The organism is Chryseobacterium gwangjuense (genome assembly GCF_021311115.1).
Lineage (GTDB): Bacteria > Bacteroidota > Bacteroidia > Flavobacteriales > Weeksellaceae > Chryseobacterium > Chryseobacterium gwangjuense.
In genome coordinates this window covers 625,337-645,468 of sequence record NZ_JAJTNP010000002.1, presented here as the reverse complement: position 1 = coordinate 645,468, position 20,132 = coordinate 625,337, and the positions used below count along the sequence as shown (strand labels likewise).

The 20,132-nt window shown below is 34.7% G+C and carries 18 protein-coding genes; 15 read left to right on the top strand and 3 right to left on the bottom strand.

All coding sequences use genetic code 11. From position 1 onward, the window contains the following. Positions 1-63: 63 nt before the first annotated feature. The 9 genes from LV842_RS06410 (at position 64) to LV842_RS06370 (ending at position 8,037) form a co-directional block, all read left to right on the top strand. Positions 64-897, top strand: coding sequence for a glycosyltransferase family 2 protein (locus tag LV842_RS06410; protein ID WP_233110624.1), 834 nt, complete (start codon positions 64-66; stop codon positions 895-897). Further along, on the top strand, positions 800-2,053 hold the full coding sequence (locus tag LV842_RS06405) for a glycosyltransferase (RefSeq protein WP_233110655.1): 1,254 nt from the start codon (positions 800-802) through the stop codon (positions 2,051-2,053). Before LV842_RS06410 ends, LV842_RS06405 begins: the two co-directional genes overlap by 98 nt. Before the next feature lie 2 nt (positions 2,054-2,055). Further along, entirely contained in the window at positions 2,056-2,616 is a 561-nt protein-coding gene (locus LV842_RS06400; RefSeq protein WP_233110623.1) for an acyltransferase, read from the top strand. Beyond that, positions 2,617-3,768: a glycosyltransferase gene (locus tag LV842_RS06395; RefSeq protein ID WP_233110622.1), complete on the top strand. Its 1,152-nt coding sequence runs from the start codon at positions 2,617-2,619 to the stop codon at positions 3,766-3,768. It begins immediately after the preceding gene. A 26-nt stretch (positions 3,769-3,794) separates the two neighbouring features. Further along, positions 3,795-4,349 carry a serine O-acetyltransferase gene (locus LV842_RS06390; RefSeq protein ID WP_233110621.1) on the top strand — a complete coding sequence of 185 codons (555 nt, stop codon included), beginning with the start codon at positions 3,795-3,797 and terminating at the stop codon, positions 4,347-4,349. A gap of 287 nt (positions 4,350-4,636) precedes the next feature. Continuing rightward, on the top strand, positions 4,637-5,305 hold the full coding sequence (locus LV842_RS06385; protein WP_233110620.1) for a carbonic anhydrase: 669 nt from the start codon (positions 4,637-4,639) through the stop codon (positions 5,303-5,305). A gap of 21 nt (positions 5,306-5,326) precedes the next feature. Continuing rightward, on the top strand, positions 5,327-5,626 hold the full coding sequence (locus LV842_RS06380) for a hypothetical protein (RefSeq protein ID WP_233110619.1): 300 nt from the start codon (positions 5,327-5,329) through the stop codon (positions 5,624-5,626). 139 nt (positions 5,627-5,765) lie between these two features. Continuing rightward, a complete protein-coding gene (locus tag LV842_RS06375) occupies positions 5,766-7,358 on the top strand; it encodes a SulP family inorganic anion transporter (RefSeq protein WP_233110618.1) in 1,593 nt (530 codons plus the stop codon). 43 nt (positions 7,359-7,401) lie between these two features. After that, positions 7,402-8,037: a carbonic anhydrase gene (locus LV842_RS06370; RefSeq protein WP_233110617.1), complete on the top strand. Its 636-nt coding sequence runs from the start codon at positions 7,402-7,404 to the stop codon at positions 8,035-8,037. Positions 8,038-8,094: 57 nt separating this feature from the next. Here LV842_RS06370 and pth read toward each other — a convergent pair whose 3' ends face one another. The 3 genes from pth to mfd all read right to left on the bottom strand — a co-directional run bounded on the left by pth (position 8,095) and on the right by mfd (position 13,148). Then, positions 8,095-8,658: an aminoacyl-tRNA hydrolase gene (pth, locus tag LV842_RS06365; protein WP_233110616.1), complete on the bottom strand. Its 564-nt coding sequence runs from the start codon at positions 8,656-8,658 to the stop codon at positions 8,095-8,097. Positions 8,659-8,747: 89 nt separating this feature from the next. Further along, positions 8,748-9,659: a hypothetical protein gene (locus LV842_RS06360; RefSeq protein WP_233110615.1), complete on the bottom strand. Its 912-nt coding sequence runs from the start codon at positions 9,657-9,659 to the stop codon at positions 8,748-8,750. Positions 9,660-9,782: 123 nt separating this feature from the next. Continuing rightward, positions 9,783-13,148 (bottom strand): transcription-repair coupling factor, encoded by a 3,366-nt coding sequence (gene mfd / locus LV842_RS06355; protein WP_233110614.1) that lies wholly within the window; start codon positions 13,146-13,148, stop codon positions 9,783-9,785. A gap of 352 nt (positions 13,149-13,500) precedes the next feature. Here mfd and LV842_RS06350 point away from each other — a divergent pair, with 352 nt between their 5' ends. From LV842_RS06350 to LV842_RS06325, 6 genes are all read left to right on the top strand, one after another. Next, positions 13,501-13,896, top strand: a complete 396-nt coding sequence (locus LV842_RS06350) for a hypothetical protein (RefSeq protein ID WP_233110613.1) — start codon at positions 13,501-13,503, stop codon at positions 13,894-13,896. A 235-nt stretch (positions 13,897-14,131) separates the two neighbouring features. Beyond that, the gene (locus LV842_RS06345) at positions 14,132-14,434 is read left to right on the top strand and encodes a hypothetical protein (RefSeq protein ID WP_233110612.1); all 303 of its coding nucleotides are present in this window, start codon (positions 14,132-14,134) and stop codon (positions 14,432-14,434) included. Positions 14,435-14,562: 128 nt separating this feature from the next. Continuing rightward, the gene (locus LV842_RS06340) at positions 14,563-16,062 is read left to right on the top strand and encodes a GH3 auxin-responsive promoter family protein (protein WP_233110611.1); all 1,500 of its coding nucleotides are present in this window, start codon (positions 14,563-14,565) and stop codon (positions 16,060-16,062) included. A 68-nt stretch (positions 16,063-16,130) separates the two neighbouring features. Then, complete coding sequence (locus LV842_RS06335) at positions 16,131-16,496, top strand: hypothetical protein (RefSeq protein WP_233110610.1); 366 nt, start codon at positions 16,131-16,133, stop codon at positions 16,494-16,496. A 93-nt stretch (positions 16,497-16,589) separates the two neighbouring features. Then, positions 16,590-17,825 carry an MFS transporter gene (locus LV842_RS06330; RefSeq protein ID WP_233110609.1) on the top strand — a complete coding sequence of 412 codons (1,236 nt, stop codon included), beginning with the start codon at positions 16,590-16,592 and terminating at the stop codon, positions 17,823-17,825. A gap of 155 nt (positions 17,826-17,980) precedes the next feature. Then, the gene (locus tag LV842_RS06325; RefSeq protein ID WP_233110608.1) at positions 17,981-20,053 is read left to right on the top strand and encodes a T9SS type B sorting domain-containing protein; all 2,073 of its coding nucleotides are present in this window, start codon (positions 17,981-17,983) and stop codon (positions 20,051-20,053) included. Positions 20,054-20,132 lie beyond the last annotated feature (79 nt).

Genomic DNA, 20,132 nt, shown 5'->3' with positions numbered 1-20,132 from the left:
TGCTTATTTTAAAGAATAATTATATTTTTGAAATAATCTTTTCACCAAACTATTAGTCTCCAAATGAAATTCTCAATTCTTATAGCCAATTATAATAACGGGAAGTTTTTTAAAGCCTGTTATGATTCTATTATCGCCCAAAGCTATAAGAACTGGGAGGTAATCATCATTGATGATGCTTCTACAGATAATTCATTAGAGTTAATTAATAATTTAACAGATGGTGACTCAAGATTTAAAATCTTTGTCAACTCACAAAATAAAGGTTGTGGTTATACAAAAAGAAGATGCATGGAATATGCTTCGGGTCTATATTGCGGTTTCCTGGATCCGGATGATGCTTTATTTCCTAATGCTCTTCAGGATTCAGTAGCTTATTTAGAGAAAAACAAATATATAGCAACCTACTCTAAGCTAACATTTTGTGATGAAAATCTTAATATTACAGAAGACTATACTAAGATAAGACAGATCTATAATGGAAAAGATTTTTTCAATTCTCCGATACAGGTCCATCATTTTTTCGCATTTAAAAGAGAAGCCTATCTGAAAACAGAAGGTATAGATCCTTCATTAAAAAGTGCGGTGGATCAGGACTTGTATTTAAAACTTCTGGAACATGGAAACGCAAAATATCTGCCCGTCCGAATGTATAAATACCGTCAACACGCTCAGGGAATTTCTCAGTCTTCATCCAAAGAAAAGGCAAAAGAATCCTTTGCTAAAGTAATTTTTAACACAATGAAAAGAAGGAATTTAAAATTCCTCAATGGTAAAGAAATTCCGACTGAATATCAGAATGCAAAAGAAATTTTTGATCTCCTGGAATATCAGAATTCCATTGCCTATCGTTTACAAAAAAAACTTAAAATATCTGTTCAACAATTATTTAGCTAACATGGAAAAAGATAAAATAAAAGTACTTTTCAGACACCGTTCGATGGAAATGGGAGGTGTAGAAAAAGTAATCCTAAGCATGTTGAACAATCTCAACCGGGAAAAATTTGAGATGACGGTTTGTTTAAATATCAACCAGGGAGAGCTGCGTAATGAATTTCCGAATCATGTACGAAAAGTATATCTCGAAAATGGTAAGGAAGATCTTTCAAAAAATTCTTTTATCCAAAAAATTCAGCTTGCGAAAAGAAAATACAAACTTCAACAAGCTCAGAATAATCCCAAAATAGCAGATCAGCTTCTGAATGAGAAATTTGATGTAGAAATTGCCCCGACTTATGCTGCTTTTTCATCGGTTTTAAATTCCGTCAATAAACATTCAAAAAAAATTGGCTGGTTTCATTCCGACATTACGCTACCCAAACTTCAGCCTTTAGTTCCTGATATTTTAAAACAAATTCCGCAGTTTGATTATTTTATTTTCGGTTCTCAGCAAACCAGAGATATTTTAGTGGAAACGTATCCTGAGCTTCCTCTTCCGGAAAATCAAGTGATCTTAAATGCAATTCCGATTGATGAGCTGAAGGAAAAAGCAAAAGTTTTTCAACCGGAACTTCCAGAAAAACCGATTTTTGTTTCCGTTGCAAGATTACACAGCAGAAAAGGATTTCACAAACTTATGGATGCTCATGCCAAATTACTGAAAGAAGGATTTGATCATCATATTGTTGTCATTGGAGACGGCGAAGAGAAAGAAAATCTAAGAAAACAGGCACTTGAATTAGGTGTTACTGAAAGTTTTCAACTATTAGGTTCTCTACTCAATCCTTATCCTTATGTAAAAAACGCCGATTTTTTCATTCTCCCTTCCGAGTCAGAAAGCTGGCCGTTAATTATTGCCGATTCATTAATTCTGCAAAAGCCTATTATTTCAACCAATGTTGGTGGAATTCCTGAAATGATTGCACATGGAAAAACAGGACACCTCATCAACTACGAAACTGAGGAAATGTATGAAGCCATGAAAAAATTCCTTACAGAGCCTGAATACGTTTCAAATATTAAAGAAAACCTGAAAGACATTGAAAAACAGTTTGACAATCAAAAGATTTTTAATGCTGTTGAAAATATCATCACTAACTTAGTAAAAAAATAAAAATGCTTTTTATTTACCGCTTACTTCTTAAACTGCATACTTCTTATCAGAGGATGATACAGAATGTTTATCTGAAAGTCTGCATTGCAAAAGGATTAAAAGTAGGAAAAAATGTTCGTTTTGTAGAAGTTCCTGAATTTGGAACCGAGCCTTTTCTCATTGAAATCGGTGATGAAACTACGTTTTCCAACAATGTAAGGTTTGTGAATCATGACGGTGGACAAAATGCACTTCATTTTTTTGAAAAATATAAAGACGTAAGAACCTTCGGAAGAATAAAAATTGGCAAACAATGTCTGATTGGAGTCGATACGATCATCATGCCCGGTGTAGAAATGCAGGACAACTGCGTTTTAGGAGCGGGTTCCATTCTGACTACATCCATGCCGAAAGGAAGTGTTTTTGCAGGTATTCCGGCAAAATTCATCTGCACGATAGAAGAATATGGTGACAAATTATTGGCCAACAATGTAATGTATCCAAGAGAACTAGAACTCATCCGTCCGCAATTAGATGCTTACATCAAAGAACACCTTCCTCATACCTACAAACCCATAAAATAAATGGCAGAAAAGAAAAAAATACTGATTCGGATAGGTTCTCTTCGACATGGAGGAGCCGAAAAAGTATTGGTTACTTTTCTTAAAAACCTTCCGGAAGACAAATACGAAATCGATCTCTTGCTCAATTTATATTCCGGGAAATATCTTAACGAAGTTCCTGAATGGATCAATATTTTTTACCTGAACAAAGGTGAAATGATTACCACTAACCGAATTCAGGATATTCCCCGAAAAATGTTCCGGGTAATTTATCAGAATCTATTAAAGAAATTCCCGGCTCTTCTGTACAAAGGAAAATTAAAAGGGAAACAATATGACATCGAATTTGCCGCAATTCATGGAATGCGCGATGACATTTTAAATTCTCCACTCAAAAATTCTAAAAAAATCGTCTGGATTCATAATGATCTTTCGGAAGTGAAGGGGTACACCAACGAAGAAATCAGAAAATTTTTCGGTTTTGATTCCGTGATGGTGATCTCAGAAAAAATTAAAAATATCTTTCTCAGTCTGGCTCAAAGCGAAACAGAAAAGCAGAAGATCGAGAAAATATACAATCCTTTAGACACTGACGAAATTTTAACTAAAGCAGAGAAACCTGTTCTCAATTACCATTTTGACTCAACTCTTCCCACATTTATCTCGGTAGGAACTGTTTTTCCGCAAAAGGGTTTTGACAGATTGCTAAAAGTACACAAAAGGCTTCTTGATGAAGGTTTTAAACATAAAATCCTCATTATCGGTGATGGTTATGATTTTGAAAATATTAAAAAATTAATATCAGAATTAGCAATTGACGACACCGCTACCATGTTTGGATTTACAGACAATCCGTATCCTTATTTTAAACATTCAGATTTTTATATTTTAAGTTCAAGATACGAAGGTTTTCCTACCGTTCTTTTTGAAGCCATTACCCTGAAAAAGAAAATTATCGCCACAGAAGTTTCCGGCGTAAAGGAAATGCTAAACCATGGGGAAATTGGACTGATCGTTGAAAATTCAGAAGAAGGCATCTATTCCGGCATGAAAAAAGCATTTGAAAACCCTGAACAATTCAATAACTATTCTGAACATTTAAAACAGTACAAAATACCTTTCAGTCTGGAAAATTCCGTAAATGCTATTATGAAGATTATTGACGGTTTATAAATCATTTTTCTTTTATCTTTGTTCTAATGTCAAACTATTCAACCATACAGAAAGATTTTTACCGTGAAAGCGGACAATGGCTTCCTGTTTTTAAGATATGGACAAAATGCATCAATCCGAATCTTCATTTTGTTTATATTTTAAGAAAAGCACAGCAGTTCAGGGAAGTTCCGGTTATAGGATTTTTCTGGAGATTGGTTTTAAGACATTTTCAGATCAAATACGGGTTTCAGATTTATCCTGAAACTCAGATTGGAGAAGGTTTTTATCTGGGACATTGGGGAAGTTTAGTGATTAATCCCAAAACCATCATCGGTAAAAACTGCAATATTGCTCAAGGCGTCACTATCGGACAGCAAAACAGAGGTAAAAATGAAGGTTCTCCTGAAATTGGAAACGAAGTCTGGATCGGACCCAATGCTGTGATTGTCGGAAATATAAAAATTGGAAATAATGTTTTGATCGCCCCCAATTCGTATGTTAATTTTGACGTTCCTTCTGATTCTGTGGTAACCGGAAATCCTGGGAAAGTTTATCCTAACGAAAAGGCTACGGAAGGCTACATCAACTATAAAATATAAACTTACTTATTATTCAAGCTACTTATCATTTTATCTCATTTTTTAAGCATTTAAATTTTTATCGTAATTTTATCCTACGTTTTAATTATTTCAGTCACAGCAAGCTGTTATTAACTTAATTTATCGCGTATTTAATATGATTTTAAGCATATTTTAATATTAAACTTTGTTAAAACCACTTGCTTTAGCTTCAAAAATTATATTTTTGCATAATTATTGATTCAGTCTATTGAATTTGAAAATAATTTAAACGAAATAAATAATTATTCACTTTAACATTTTATTTTATGTCACAATCATACGACGTTATTTTCGAAAACAACAGAAAATGGGTAGAATCTAAAGTTGCAGAAAACCCTGAGTTCTTTCACGAACTTGCAAAAACTCAGAATCCGGAGTTCCTTTATATAGGATGTTCAGATAGTAGAGTGACTGCTGAAGAAGTGATGGGAATGAAACCGGGAGAAGTATTTGTGACCAGAAATATTGCCAATGTTGTGAATACATTGGATATGAGTTCCACTGCAGTTATTCAATACGCAGTAGAACATCTTAAAGTGAACCACATTATTGTATGTGGACATTACAACTGCGGAGGTGTAAAAGCAGCAATGTCGCCTCAGGATTTAGGATTAATGAATCCTTGGCTGAGAAACATACGTGATGTGTATAGATTACACCAAGCAGAGCTAGATTCTATTGAAGATGAAGGTAAGCGTTATGACAGACTTGTAGAACTGAATGTTCAGGAGCAGTGCATCAACGTAATTAAAATGGCTTGTGTACAGGAAAGATATATCTTAGAAGAATATCCTATTGTTCATGGCTGGGTTTTTGACCTTAGAACCGGAAAGATTATTGATTTGGAGATTGATTTTGAAAAAATCTTGAAAGACATTCAAAAAATCTACAACCTTACGGATTCTGACTGGGTAATGAGCCGAAAGAAAAAGTAATATTTTTCTAAAAACGATCGAATGAAATTTTGGAGTATTATCACATTAATGGTTTTCCTAAACTTTACAGCCTTACCAAGTATTGCTGCAGTTTTCAATTGGGATCTCCTTCAAACTAATGTAATCGTAAATGAGGAAGAACCTCATTCTTCTCCATCATCTTTTGTTGTGTATGAAAAAACACTTCCAAAACCTTTAAATGTATTTGATTATCTTAGGTTTTTTGAACCTGATTTAAAAGGCAAATCATTTGTACTGATTGATGATGACTTTCATCTTTCACCCCTACTTACTATATTTTCTCCGCCTCCGGAAGCTTAATTTTTATCGTCTTATAAGTTTTTATTGTCTATACCTGCTTTGGGTATTGAATCGACATGTACTTTAAAAATTAAATTTTCAATCTTTTCTATAACTGATTAATCACAGCTGATCAGCTATAGTTACACATTTTCATATCATGAAAAAAACATCATTAATAGGAGGAATAAAGGAGAATTTTCCTTCAGGACTCGTTGTATTTTTAGTGGCACTTCCTTTATGTTTAGGAATTGCTTTAGCATCGGGCGCTCCACCATTATCCGGAGTTATCGCCGGAATTGTAGGAGGTTTGGTCGTAGGTTTTTTGAGTAACTCAAATATTTCTGTATCTGGCCCTGCAGCAGGTTTAACAGCCATCGTACTGACTGCCATTACAGATTTAGGCGCATTTGAACTGTTCCTTTGCGCAGGAATTATTGCAGGTCTCATTCAGTTAGTGTTGGGCTTCATAAGAGCCGGAAGCATCTCTAATTACTTCCCCAACAACGTTATTGAAGGAATGCTTGCTGCTATCGGAATCATTATCATATTAAAACAAATCCCTCATGCATTAGGGTTTGATAAAGATTATGAAGGTCACGAATCTATTTTTGACAATGGCTTGAACTTAAATTACTTCACCGAATTATTTGGAGCCATACATCCGGGAGCTATTATTGTAACTATAATTTCGGTTGTCATTCTTTTGGCTTGGGATAAAATACCTGCTTTAAAGAGAATGAAAATGCTTCCAGGAGCATTGGTTGCAGTAGTTGCAGGTATTGTCTTGAATGAAATTTTCAAAATGACGGGAAGTTCATTAGCAATAAGCCCTCAACATTTGGTTGTATTACCTGTTCCTCAGTCATTTGACGATGTCAAAAACCTGATTATAATGCCTGATTTTGCAGGATTTTCAAATCCTAAAGTTTGGATTGTAGGAGCAACAATCGCCATTGTAGCTTCTATTGAAACCTTACTTTGTATTGAAGCATCAGACAGGTTAGACAAACAAAGAAGAATTACAGATACTAACCTTGAATTGAAAGCTCAGGGAATCGGAAATTTAGTAAGTTCTTTCATTGGTGGACTTCCTATGACTTCAGTAGTAGTAAGAAGTTCTGCGAATGCCAATGCAGGGGCAACTTCAAAAACTTCCGCAATCATTCACGGAATTTTACTTTTGATTTGTGTACTGTCTATTCCAATGATTTTGAATTTAATTCCGCTTGCTACGTTAGCTGCTGTATTGATTTTAGTAGGATATAAATTAGCAAAACCTGCTACCTTTAAACATTTCTGGCATTTAGGAAAGTTCCAGTTTGTTCCTTTCGTTGCGACAGTAATTGCTGTAGTTGCTACAGATTTATTAAAAGGAGTAGGAATAGGTTTAGCAATTTCTGTGTTCTATATTCTTCAGGGAAATATGAAAAGAGCTTATTATTTAAGCAGAGAAAAATTAAATGATGCAGACGGAATTAATATTAAATTAGCCGAAGAAGTATCTTTCCTAAACAAAGCAGCGATTAAAAAGACCTTAAAAAACATAAAACCTAATTCTAACGTGACGATTGATGCACGAGGAACTTCCTATATCGCAACCGATGTATTGGAAATGATTCAGGATTTCTCCAATATCCGTGCAAAAGAAGAAGACATCAATGTAGAACTCTTAGGATTTAAAACCTCTTATAAAGATTATGAGAGAGACGAAGATTCTCATGTCTTAATTACACACAGAAGAGCGATGTAAGCTCACTATTATTTTTATTAATTTTAAACATTCCATACATTATATGAAAGCACATACATACGAAACTCAGTCAACTATTACTCCTGAAAAAGCACTAGAATTTTTACAGGAAGGAAATCAAAGATTTGTCAATAATTTAAAAGCTAACAGAGATCTTTTAGAACAGGTAAATGCTACCCGTGAAGGACAATGGCCTTTCGCTGTAGTGCTAAGCTGCATTGACAGCCGTACTTCTGCAGAGCTTATCTTTGACCAGGGATTAGGTGATGTTTTCAGCATCAGAATTGCAGGTAATTTTGTAAATCAAGATATTTTAGGTTCGATGGAATTTGGATGCAACGTTGCAGGATCAAAGCTTATCGTAGTTTTAGGGCACACGAAATGTGGTGCTTTAAAAGGAGGATTGGATGCTGCACAAATCGAAGGGTTAGGAATGGATAATCTTAACCACCTGATCAATCATTTTGACCCAATTATCAAAGATGTTATTGAAGAAGGAGAAGAACGTTCTTCAAAAAACAGTTCACTGTTGGAAAGATTGAACCAACAAAATGTAAAAAGCGCAATCGAAGACATTCGTAAGCAAAGTTCTACTCTTAAAAACCTTGAGAAAGAAGGTAAAATCAAGATCGTAGGAGCAAATTACGATGTAGAAACCGGAGCTGTAACCTGGTTATAGTTATATAAAAATGCTTTAAAAAACTCGGCGGGGAGCTTTGCTCCCCGCCGAGTTTTTTTATTTACCATTAAAAGCTGACATGGTATTGCTAAGACCTGCAAAAACAAACGAAAGGCAGGCTTTGGAAAATTTCTCAACTCTTTCCGGAAGTTTTTCAGTTTCTTCTTCATTCCAAGTTCCCAATACATAATCTACTTGTCTTCCTTCGGAAAATTCTGCTGAAATTCCAAAACGAAGTCTGGCATAATTCTGAGTTTGCAGTACTTCAATAATGTTCTTTAACCCATTATGTCCTGCATCCGATCCTTTTCCTTTCAATCTTAAAGTACCAAAAGGAAGAGCCAGATCATCAGTAACAATCAATACATTTTCTAAAGGAATATTTTCTTTCTGCATCCAGTATCTCACAGCATTTCCTGAAAGATTCATATAAGTATCCGGTTTTAGCAATAATACTCTTCTTCCTTTATATTTTCCATCTGCCATCCAACCGAAATTACTTGTATTAAACGGAACCTCAAGAGTTTCCGCTATTTTCTCAACAACTTTAAATCCTATATTATGGCGTGTATTTTCATATTCAGGACCTTTGTTTCCAAGTCCTACAATTAAATATTTCATTTAAAATTTTTTACAAAATTAAGAGATAAAAAGTAAAAAACTCAATCCTGATAAGAATTGAGTTTTTTTAATATGTTTAAATTTTTAATTTACAAAGGCTTATAAATATAATATACTCCATATCCTTTTGTCATGTATGTTTGTGGATCATACGTGAAGTTGGTAGAAGTAATTACTGGTGTAGGAACCGGTACATTCAAGTCTGTAACAGATGCTCTTGATGGGTTATTCGGAGATAACATAAGGCTTCTGTGATCGTAGAACTGTGTAGATAATAGGTATGAAATTTTATATGCGAAAGGCAATAAGCTATAAGGGCTTATTCTGTCGTCATAATTCATAAATCCATATTCATATTTCAAAGCTACAGGGTCATTTACACCACCTGTAATCGTTCCGAATCCTTTTTCAACTTTAGATACATTGTCTCCCAAATAAGTATACTTAGCTTCTGAATAAGCAGTGTATGAGAAAGGAGTTCCAGGAACGTCCAAACCAGTTTGCATCGTAAGCGTTTCAAGTTTCCCTGTAGAAGCGTTATATTTTAAAGTATAGATTGATTTTGTTTGTTTATCAAGAACCTGAGACGGAGGAGTACCTGCCAGTTTATAAATATTTCTGCTCTCCGTAATCGATTCTAATCTTCCTGAACCACCATACATAAATAATTGTGTAAAAGTAACTTTACCCGGATCAAGGGTTCCGTCATTATTTTGATCTAGGAAACCGTCAAAAGTTATTTTACTTACTCTGTCACCACTATAGGCAATATCAGTAACGGATTTCCCATTATATACTTTAGTTAAAAGTAATCCTGAATAACGATAATCAGCAACGCTAGCAAAATCCGTAATCTCCTGATGTAATGCTCTAGCACCATTCAGGCCTGTATTTGTATTAAGGTCTACAAGAGGATCTCCATTTTCATCTGCCAAGTCTTTACATGAATGGATAGAGGAAATACCTGCTACAAGTAAAATAAAGTAGAAAAGTCGCTTCATTTCTTAAGGATTATTTATTTTTCCACAAATATAATTTTTTTTTGCATAAAAATTACATTTTTATTTATTTTCTCACAAAAACAGCAACAATAAAAACCTTAAAACAAGCTAATTAGTATTTCCTTATACTTTTAAAATTGTTTTTAACAAAAGATTAACCTCATCCACATTTCCCACTTTATCTTTTCTCATGATCAGATTATTGCCTTCTTTTCCTATTTTTTCTTTTAACTGTGCTTCTGCAGGATTTTGCGTTAAATACGTAATAATATGTCTGAATTTATCCGTCTGATAGAATTTATCCTGAGGATTACCTGGAAAATAGCCTAGAAACACTCCATTCTTCATGACAATTTTCTCAAAACCAATTTCTGCGGCCAGCCATTTTAAACTTACACTTTTCAATAAATTGATGGCTTCTTTCGGTAAATTTCCGAAACGGTCAATTAACTCAGATTCAAATTTTAATAAGTTTTCTTCATTATCGATTTCAGCCAATTTTTGATATAATGACAATCTTTCTTCCGTATTCGAAATATACCAGTCCGGTAACATCAGCTCTAAATCAGTATCAATATTCACATCTTTTACCGATTTAAAAAGCTTATTTCGGTCTTCTTCATTTTCAAAAAGATTTTCAAATTCCTCATCATCTTTTAATTCTTCCAGCGCTTCCTGCATCAATTTCTGATAGGTTTCAAATCCCATCTCATTAATGAATCCACTTTGTTCTGCACCCAATAAATCTCCCGCTCCACGGATTTCCAAATCTTTCATCGCAATCTGGAAACCGCTTCCCAAATCAGAAAACTGCTCAATGGCTTCAAGACGCTTTCTTGCATCAGAAGTCATCATATCATAAGGAGGAGTGATCAGATAACAAAAAGCCTTTCTGTTGCTACGTCCTACACGACCTCGCATCTGGTGAAGATCTGCCATTCCGAATCGTTGAGCATCGTTGATGAAAATCGTATTCGCATTAGGAACATCTACTCCACTTTCTACGATGGTTGTAGAAACCAAAACGTCATATTTTCCATCCATGAAATCAAGGACATTTTTTTCCAGTTGCTTGCCTTCCATTTGTCCGTGACCGGTAATTACTCTTGCATCCGGAACCAACCTTTGAATGAGGCCTGCAATCTCTTTAAGGTTTTCAATTCTGTTGTTGATAAAATACACCTGTCCGTCACGCTGAAGTTCGTAAGACACTGCATCACGAAGAATTTCTTCACTAAAACCAATCAGCTGCGTATCAACAGGCTGTCTGTTTGGCGGTGGCGTTTTTATAACTGATAAATCCCTCGCTGCCATCAAAGAGAACTGCAACGTTCTCGGAATTGGTGTCGCGGTTAAAGTCAGCGTATCAACATCTGTTTTCAGGGTTTTCAATTTATCTTTTACAGAAACCCCGAATTTATGTTCCTCATCAATAATTAACAGTCCTAAATCTTTAAATTTCACAGAACTGCTTGCTAATTGATGCGTTCCTATAATAATATCAACTTTTCCGTCTTTTAAAGCTTCCAACGTTTCAGATTTTTGTTTTGCTGTTCTGAAACGATTGACATACGCTACATTTACCGGGAAATCTTTCAATCTTTCTTTGAAACTTCTATAATGCTGGAAAGCTAAAATTGTTGTGGGAACTAAAACTGCAACCTGTTTTCCGTCTGTTGCCGCTTTGAACGCTGCACGAATCGCAACTTCCGTTTTACCGAAACCTACATCTCCACAAACCAAACGATCCATCACTGTATCGGCTTCCATATCTTTTTTCACATCGATCGTTGCTTTTTCCTGATCCGGAGTGTCTTCATAAATGAAACTTGCTTCCAGTTCATTTTGCAGATAAGAATCCGGTGTGTATGCAAAACCTTTCGCTGATTTTCTTTGGGCATATAATTTTATCAGGTCAAAAGCAAGCTGTTTTACTCGTGCTTTTGTTTTTTGCTTTAACGATTTCCAGGTTGGAGAACCTAATTTACTTAAAACAATTTCTTTTCCGTCCGGACCATTGTACTTTGAAATTTTATGAAGTGAATGAATACTTACATATAATAAATCTCCGTTTTTATAAGTCAGTTTAAAACATTCCTGAATTTTTCCGTCATTATTTACTTTCACCAATCCCATGAATTTTCCGATTCCGTGATCGATGTGCGCAATATAGTCTCCGATTTTTAAAGACATCAGGTCTTTCAAGGTCAGCTGCTCCGACTTGGCGAATGTATTTTTCGCTTTATATCTTTGGTATCGATCGAAAATTTGATGATCTGTATAGACTAAAATTTTATGGTCATTATCTACAAAACCTTCATGAAGCTCAGATTTAAAACTTTTAAAAGGAAGCTGATGTTCCAGTTCCTCAAAAATAGATTCTAATCTTTCTTTCTGTTTTTCAGTTGAAAAAGAAATCCAGGTGTCAAAACCTTCATTTTGCTTTCCTTCTAGGTCTTCAATTAATAATTCAAAATTCTTATGGAAAGTAGGCTGTACAATCTGATTGATCTTCATTTCCGTTAATTCAATCAACCCTTCGATGGGAGCAGTTCCGAAATCAACAGTTTTAAATTTCTTATAATCAAATAAAAACTCCTGATCAGAAATAAATAATTCCTGTGGCGCTCTGTGAGCAATATCTTTATTTAATGTGTCATATTTCACCAACGATTTTTCGTAGAATGTTTTCAGCTTCTGCATTCCGATAATACCATTTTTAGAAATCACAAAACTTTCTTTAGGTAATAACTGAAGTAAAGACACTCTGCTTCCTGTCACCGTAAAATTCATATTGGAGACCAATTGAAAATCATTTACTTTTTCTACGGAAAGCTGTGTTTCAATATCAAATGTTTTGATGTTTTCCACTTCGTTTCCAAAGAAAGTGATACGATATGGTTTTTCATTCGAGAACGAAAAAACATCGACAATTCCTCCTCTCACGGAAAATTCTCCGGGCTCGGAAACGAAATCGGCTTGCTGGAAATTATAATGATTCAATAATTCATCAACAAAATCGAAGTCAAGCTGATCGCCTACTTTTATATGATGAGAAATTGCTTTAAAATCTTCTTTCTTCAAAACCTTCTCTGATAAAGCTCCCGAATAAGCCACAATCACTCTGGGAGATTTGCTGGAAGTAATTTTGTTGATCACTTCCGTCCTTAATACCAAATTAGCATTCTGCGTTTTTTCGATCTGATATGGTTCAAGATGGGTTGCAGGAAAATACAAAACCTTATCTTTTCCTAACAGGTCTTCCATTTCCGTATTGGCATACAATGCGTCTTCCTTATCATCAACCAGATAAAGAATATGTTTTTTCTGCGTAAGGAAAAGCTCAGCCACAAAAATGGAGACCGAAGATCCCGCATTTCCTTTCACAGAAATATGTTGATTGTTTTCCAATTGAATAAAAATCTCCTTTCCGAATTCATTCTTAAGCAAGTCCGGAAGAAACTTTTCGTTGATGGCTTTTAACTGCATAAATAATGGTATAAACGACAAAAGCGATTTCAGTATTCTCTGAAATCGTTCTTTATGACAAAGATAATGAAAAACAATAAATTAGACTAAGCCACTAGAAATAAAGAGTGTTGAAAACAAAATCACCAAAACGAACATAGGCTTAATCTTGAAAGCCAGATTCAAAAAGGTAATTACATGTTGAATATTACTGATACCTATGGAACGTTGATTCAAAATTTTAAAATGACTGTTAGATAAAAATTATAATTTCTCATAATACTTACCAAATATTTGTTAAAAACCTCAATAAATCCACTTTCGGCATACCGTTTGGCATCTTAACCCTACCAATCCTTAAAGAAATAGTATTATGAAAAATTTATTTAAAACTTTAGGAGCTTTTATGCTTTTATTTTTTGCTGTCACGACAATTTCATCTTGCAGCAATGACGATGATCCTACCAATAATGATTTTTTTGCGGGTACCTATCGAGGTAGTATTTCTTACAACGACGGTGGATCAACCAGTATAAGTACCAATAACGGAAGTGTTTTTGTCACAAAAATCGCAAGCGGAACAAAATATAATTTTGCCTTTTCAGACGGCATTCCTGATTTAAATGGGATTGAATTTGAACAAAAAGGAGATCATACTCTTGTAATGGTAGGTTCTAATGCTACATCGTACATCAGAATTGACAATAATGAATTAAAGATTCTGTTTGCAAAAGAAGGCAAAACCTGGACTGCTAACTGCACACGATAAATCAACTATTCATATTATATATCTGACCTGTGTTTTCTATTTAGAAAGCGCAGGTCTTTTTTTTGACGATCTGGCAAAAAACATTCTTTGGAAATAAATATAACTTGTACCCCTTAAAACTTCGTGTTTAAGATTTTTTTAAGCTGTAATAAACTTTAGTTAAGTTTCTGAAAACCATTTTTTCAGCCCGCTTTTTGTATAACTTTGAATAAGAAAAACAAACAAAATCATCATTATGAAAAAACTTTTTACTGCAATGTCACTAGCATTAGGACTAGGACTTGCCTCTGCTCAACACACTGCTCCTGCAGCATCTACAACCACACACCAAGTTGCTAAAACAACAAAAACTGCAGTTAAAGATGTTAAAACTGTAAAACCAGCAACAAAGCCAACTATGGCAGCCGCTACAAAGCCTGCAACGGCACCAACAGCAGTAAAAATGAAAAAAGACGGAACTCCGGATAAAAGATACAAAGAAAACAAGCACCTTAAAGCGGATGGAACTCCTGACAAAAGGTATAAAGAAAACAAGTAAACTCAACACATAGTTGTTATTTTCATAATCAAATTTCGAAGAACCGATGTACACTCATTCATCGGTTTTTTTGTTGCTTATTTCTCAAAAATGGTCTCAGATTCTTTAGTTATTTATAAATTTGAGCCATGTTAAACTTCCTAAAGAAAAATGCGGCATTGATCTGGGCTAAAAAGCACGTCCAAAAAGCTGAAGAATTCAAGAAAAATGCAGAAAAAAACCAAGAAGACCTGCTTTTATCTCTCGTAGATACTGCCAAAAAAACACTTTTTGGAAGGGAACATGATTTTGAAAGCATTAAATCTGTAAAAGACTTTCAAGAAAGAGTGCAGGTTGCAGATTACGAAAACCTTAAACCTTATATTGAAAGAGTAAAAAGAGGACAATCCAATATTTTATGGACGGAAACTCCGGAATATTTTGCCAAAACCTCAGGAACGACTTCCGGCTCAAAATATATTCCTATTTCTAAGGAAGGAATGCCTTTTCAAATCAAAGGCGCTCAAAGTGCTCTCTTTCATTATATTGCTAAAAAGAATAATGCTGATTTTGTAAAAGGGAAAATGATTTTTTTACAGGGAAGCCCTGAACTGGAAGAGAATTTCGGGATCAAAACTGGTCGTCTTTCAGGCATTGTGGCTCATCATATTCCAAATTATTTACAAAAAAACAGACTTCCAAGTTTAGAAACCAACATGATGGAAGACTGGGAAGCAAAGGTTGATAAAATCGTTGAGGAAACCGAAAAAGAAAACATGACTTTGATTTCCGGAATTCCACCTTGGCTGATTATGTACTTTGAAAAACTAATCGAGAAAAACGGTAAAAAAATTAAACAACTTTTCCCTAATCTTCAGCTCATTGTAACCGGAGGTGTTAATTATGAGCCTTACCGTGACAAAATGGAGGAATTATTGGGTGGAAAAGTAGATATTGTTCAGACATTTCCGGCTTCGGAAGGTTTCTTTGCCTTCCAGGATGATTATACTAAAGAAGGGTTACTGCTTTTAACCAATCATGGAATTTTTTATGAATTCATCCCACTGGAAGAATACGGAAAACCTGATGCCAGAAGACTGACATTAAAAGAGATTGAGCTTCATAAAGATTACGCACTGATTTTAACGACAAATTCCGGTTTATGGGCCTATTCGATTGGTGATGTCGTAAGATTTATTGATAAAAATCCGCACAGAATTCTGGTAAGCGGAAGAACAAAACACTTCACCTCTGCTTTTGGTGAACACGTGATCGCTTTTGAGGTGGAAGAAGCCATGAAGGCAACCCTGGAAAAATTTCCTGCACAGATTACCGAATTTCATCTTGCTCCACAAGTGAACCCGACTGAAGGACTTCCATATCATGAATGGTTTATTGAATTTGAAAAAGAGCCTGAGAGTTTAGACGCGTTTAAAAATGACCTTGATGATCAGCTCAGAAAACGAAATACTTATTATAATGATTTGATATCCGGAAACATTTTACAAAAGCTTCATATATCAAAACTCAACAAAAATGCGTTTAATGAATATGCAAAATCTCAAGGTAAGCTTGGCGGGCAAAATAAAACTCCAAGACTTGCTAATGACAGAAAAATTGCAGATTTATTGGAAATTTATAAACTTTAAACACATTTTTTCAATTCCGAAAACGTATATTCAAAAAAAATTATAAATTTGAAAAACTAAAAAATATAATGAAAGCATCTGTACTTTTAAAATCATCTTTATTGACGTCATTATTTGTAATTTCATCTTGTGCAACTACAAAGTACACAGATGATACTGCCAAAAACAATTATTCTAATCTTGAAGCAGGAAGAATGTACACTGTAATGATGAAGGATGGATCAAAAAATCAAAAAATATTATTCCGTAATGTAGATGGCACTAACCTTATCGGTACAGCAGGAAAAAAAGACAGTACAGAAGTGATCATTCCAAAGTCTAATGTAGCAGCTGTAAGAGATATCAGAAAAGCAAGAACAGTAGCAGGAGCTGCAGTTATTGGAGCAGCAGGAGTTGCAGCTTTGGTAATTAGTGCATCGAGAGCAGACAACTAAAATAGATTTTATCTTTCAGATGGTATTTGATTTATCATTTGAATTTATAATATAGTGATAGGCCTAAATAAATTTTTAGGCCTATTTTTGTGCATGATTTCTTTCTCCCCCTTAAAAACTTTACAAAACATCGAATTCAGGAATCTTCTTACCGGAAGATTTTTTATTATTTTAGCATTCAGAATGCTTGCCACTTTATTAGGATGGTGGGTATACCAGCTTACAAAAGATCCTTTTTCTATAGGATTGATTGGTCTTTCAGAAGTAATTCCGGCGGTAAGCTGCGCTCTTTATGCGGGGCATGTCATCGATATGAATGAGAAGAAAAGACTTCTCCTGATTTGCAATTATGCTTATGTCTTTTTAATCGGGTTTTTGTTAATTCCTGCTTTTCTAAATGTAAAGATGCATTTCACAGGACATCAAATAACCTATTTCATTTATACTGTTATTTTTTTCACCGGAATCGTGAGAGCATTTATTGGCCCGATTGTTCCATCTATGATTCCTAAGATCGTACAAAAGGAAAATCTTCCGAATGCAATCACCCTGAACCAAGCTACTTTTCTTATTTCTTCTGTATGCGGACATGCATTCGGAGGTTTTTTAATTGGCTTTTTTGGGGTAAAATGGACATTACTTGTTATTATTGGTCTGATTATTTTAGCTTCTTTATTTTTCTGGCAACTCAAAAAACAACATTCTGAATATAAGAAAGAATCTGTAAATGTGGTAGAGAGTATGCGAGAAGGAATTTCTTATATTGTGAAGACTAAAGAAATTCTAGGAGCATTATGTCTTGATATGTTTGCAGTACTTTTTGGAGGTGCTGTTGCTATGATTCCGGTATTTGCTACCGATATTCTTAAAGTAGGCGCTGAAGGTTTCGGACTTCTCAATGCAGCTTCCGATATTGGATCAATGTGCATTATTACCATCTTATCTATTGTTCCTTTAAGAAAAAACCAAGGAAAAATTTTACTCGCAGTTGTTGCTGGATTTGGCTTATGCATCATCGGATTCGGCTTATCCAAACTGTATTGGCTTTCTTTCATGTTCCTGGTCATAAGCGGAATGCTCGACGGAATTTCAGTGGTTATCAGAGGAACGATTGTACAACTTAAAACTCCGGATCATATTCGCGGGCGAGTATTGAGCGTGAATTCTATTTTCATCATGTCAAGCAATGAAATGGGGCAGTTTGAAAGCGGACTAATGGCAAAAATTCTGGGTGTTGTACGTTCAGTAGTATTTGGAGGAAGCATGACGATACTGATCGCATTACTTGTAGGAAGTACAAATGCTAAACTGAGAAAGATGCAGTACTAATTTTTTCAATGAAATAGATTTAAATGGACATATTTATTCAATCCATTATAAAATTTAACATTTTAAGTATTTTTAACAAAAATCCCACTTTTTTGACAAAATATTTTTACATTTGTCGTTACTTTTTTTAATTTTATTCTCAAAAACCTTTTAAAATGAAAAAACTACTACTCTTTTCCATTTTATTTTTATATCAAATTTTCCAGGCGCAGTCGGATTGTATTTCTGCGATCCCCGTTTGTGGAAATTCTGATATTTCCTATAACCCAAGTAGTTCCGGGACTATCCAAGAAGCGACTTCTGGCAGTTGTTTAGGACTGGAACATTATTCTGTTTGGTATGTATTCACTGCCGCAACTTCAGGAACCATTGAATTTACCATTAATCCAAATACAGTTCCTGGTGTAACGCATTATGATTATGACTTTGCAGTATATGGACCAAATATTGATTGTGCAACCTGGGACTTTGGTAATGCTATCAGATGTAATTATTCCGGGACAAGCGGACCAACAGGTCTAAGCTCAACAATTACAGGAGGACAATGGGAGCTTCCTCTAAATGTTATTGCAGGAGAAAAATATTATCTTCTGATCGATAACTTTATTCCAAGTAACCCTTATGGTTTTTCTTTAACTTGGGGCGGTACAGCAACACTGACTTCTGCATTTAATAATCCGGCATTAACTCCACACCCTTTCATCACGCCGGGTGTACCTAATGCTACAGACCCTGCTGCACCAAATGAAATCTTAAAATGTTCATTACCTACTCTATTTAATTTCAGCACATTAACTACAGGTATTATAAATGGTAATCCAAACTTCTCAGTTACTTACCACAACACCAACAATGATGCGATAACAGGGCAAAACCCAATTACCGCTCCGATTATGGTTGATGGTACCACAATCTATTACTACAGATTAAAGTACACTGACCCGACAAACCCGACAAACCCAATCAATGGTTGTTTCCTAACCGGTAAGTTTAAATTTAAAAAAGGAAATATTACTGCGAGTGATGCTACCATCTACGCATGTAACAACAACAATGTAGGAACTGGATCTTTCGACCTAACTACTGCAGCGGTTTATTCTGGTACTGCTACAAAAAAATACTATCCTACGCTGAATGATTTAAATGCTGGAACTAACGAAATCACAAACCCTACTAACTATATTTCTACACAGAAAAAAGTATATGTAAAAGTGACTACTAGTGACGGATGTTTTGATGATTCAGAAATCACGTTAACATTTTACCCATTGGTTGTAGTAAAAGAAGCAACCCTTGAGTCTTGTTTTATTGAAGGAAATATTACAACTGCAGCGTTTGATTTAACATCAGCAAACATCTCTGTACTTAGTAATCCTCAGAAAAAATTCTATACTACATTAGCCAATGCTACCAGTGGAACAAATGAGATTTTAAATGCAACCAACTACATTTCGATGAGTGGCTCGGTGTATGCAAGAGTATATAGTGGAGATCAGTGTTATTCTATTACTAAAATCACTCTTGTCGTTTTACCTCCTGTAAAATCTGCAGTTCTGAAAAACAAAACAATCTGTGTAGAAGATAGAACTACTTTAGATGCAGGTCCTGGATTTGTAAGCTACGAATGGAGCACAGGAGCTACAACGCAATCTATACAAGGTGTTCCTGTTGGAGCATATTGGGTAAAATTACAGACAGGAAAATGTTTCACTCTTCAGCAAGTAAATGTATACCCTTCTAACCAACCTGTTATTTCTAATATTGAAATTACAAACAATACAATAACGGTAACGGCAAACGGAGGGACTGCACCATACAAATATTCATTAGATGGTACTCATTGGCAAGACTCTAATGTATTTACCGGAGTTCCTAGAGGTGAAAATAAAATCTATGTAATAGATGCTTATGACTGTACTCCAATTGAAGTTCAGGTAACTGTTCCAAATCTTTTAAATGCAATTACTCCAAACGGAGATAATGTAAATGATTTTATTGATTACTCTGAATTGGCATACAAGAAAAACTTAGTTTTCATCGTTTACGACAGATATGGTAATAAATTGTATGAAGCCGGCAAAATAAGAGATTACAGATGGGACGGAACTGCTTCAGGTAAGAAAATCCTAACTGGGACTTACTGGTTCTCTATCTCTTGGAATGAAAATGACAAAAACAATACCCAAACCAAATACAGCGGTTGGATATTGGTAAAAAACAGAGAATAAACTAATTTTTAATAGTTAAAAAAAATCACTTCTATAAGGAGTGATTTTTTTATGCACGAAGAAAAAGCCTTTCAGTACT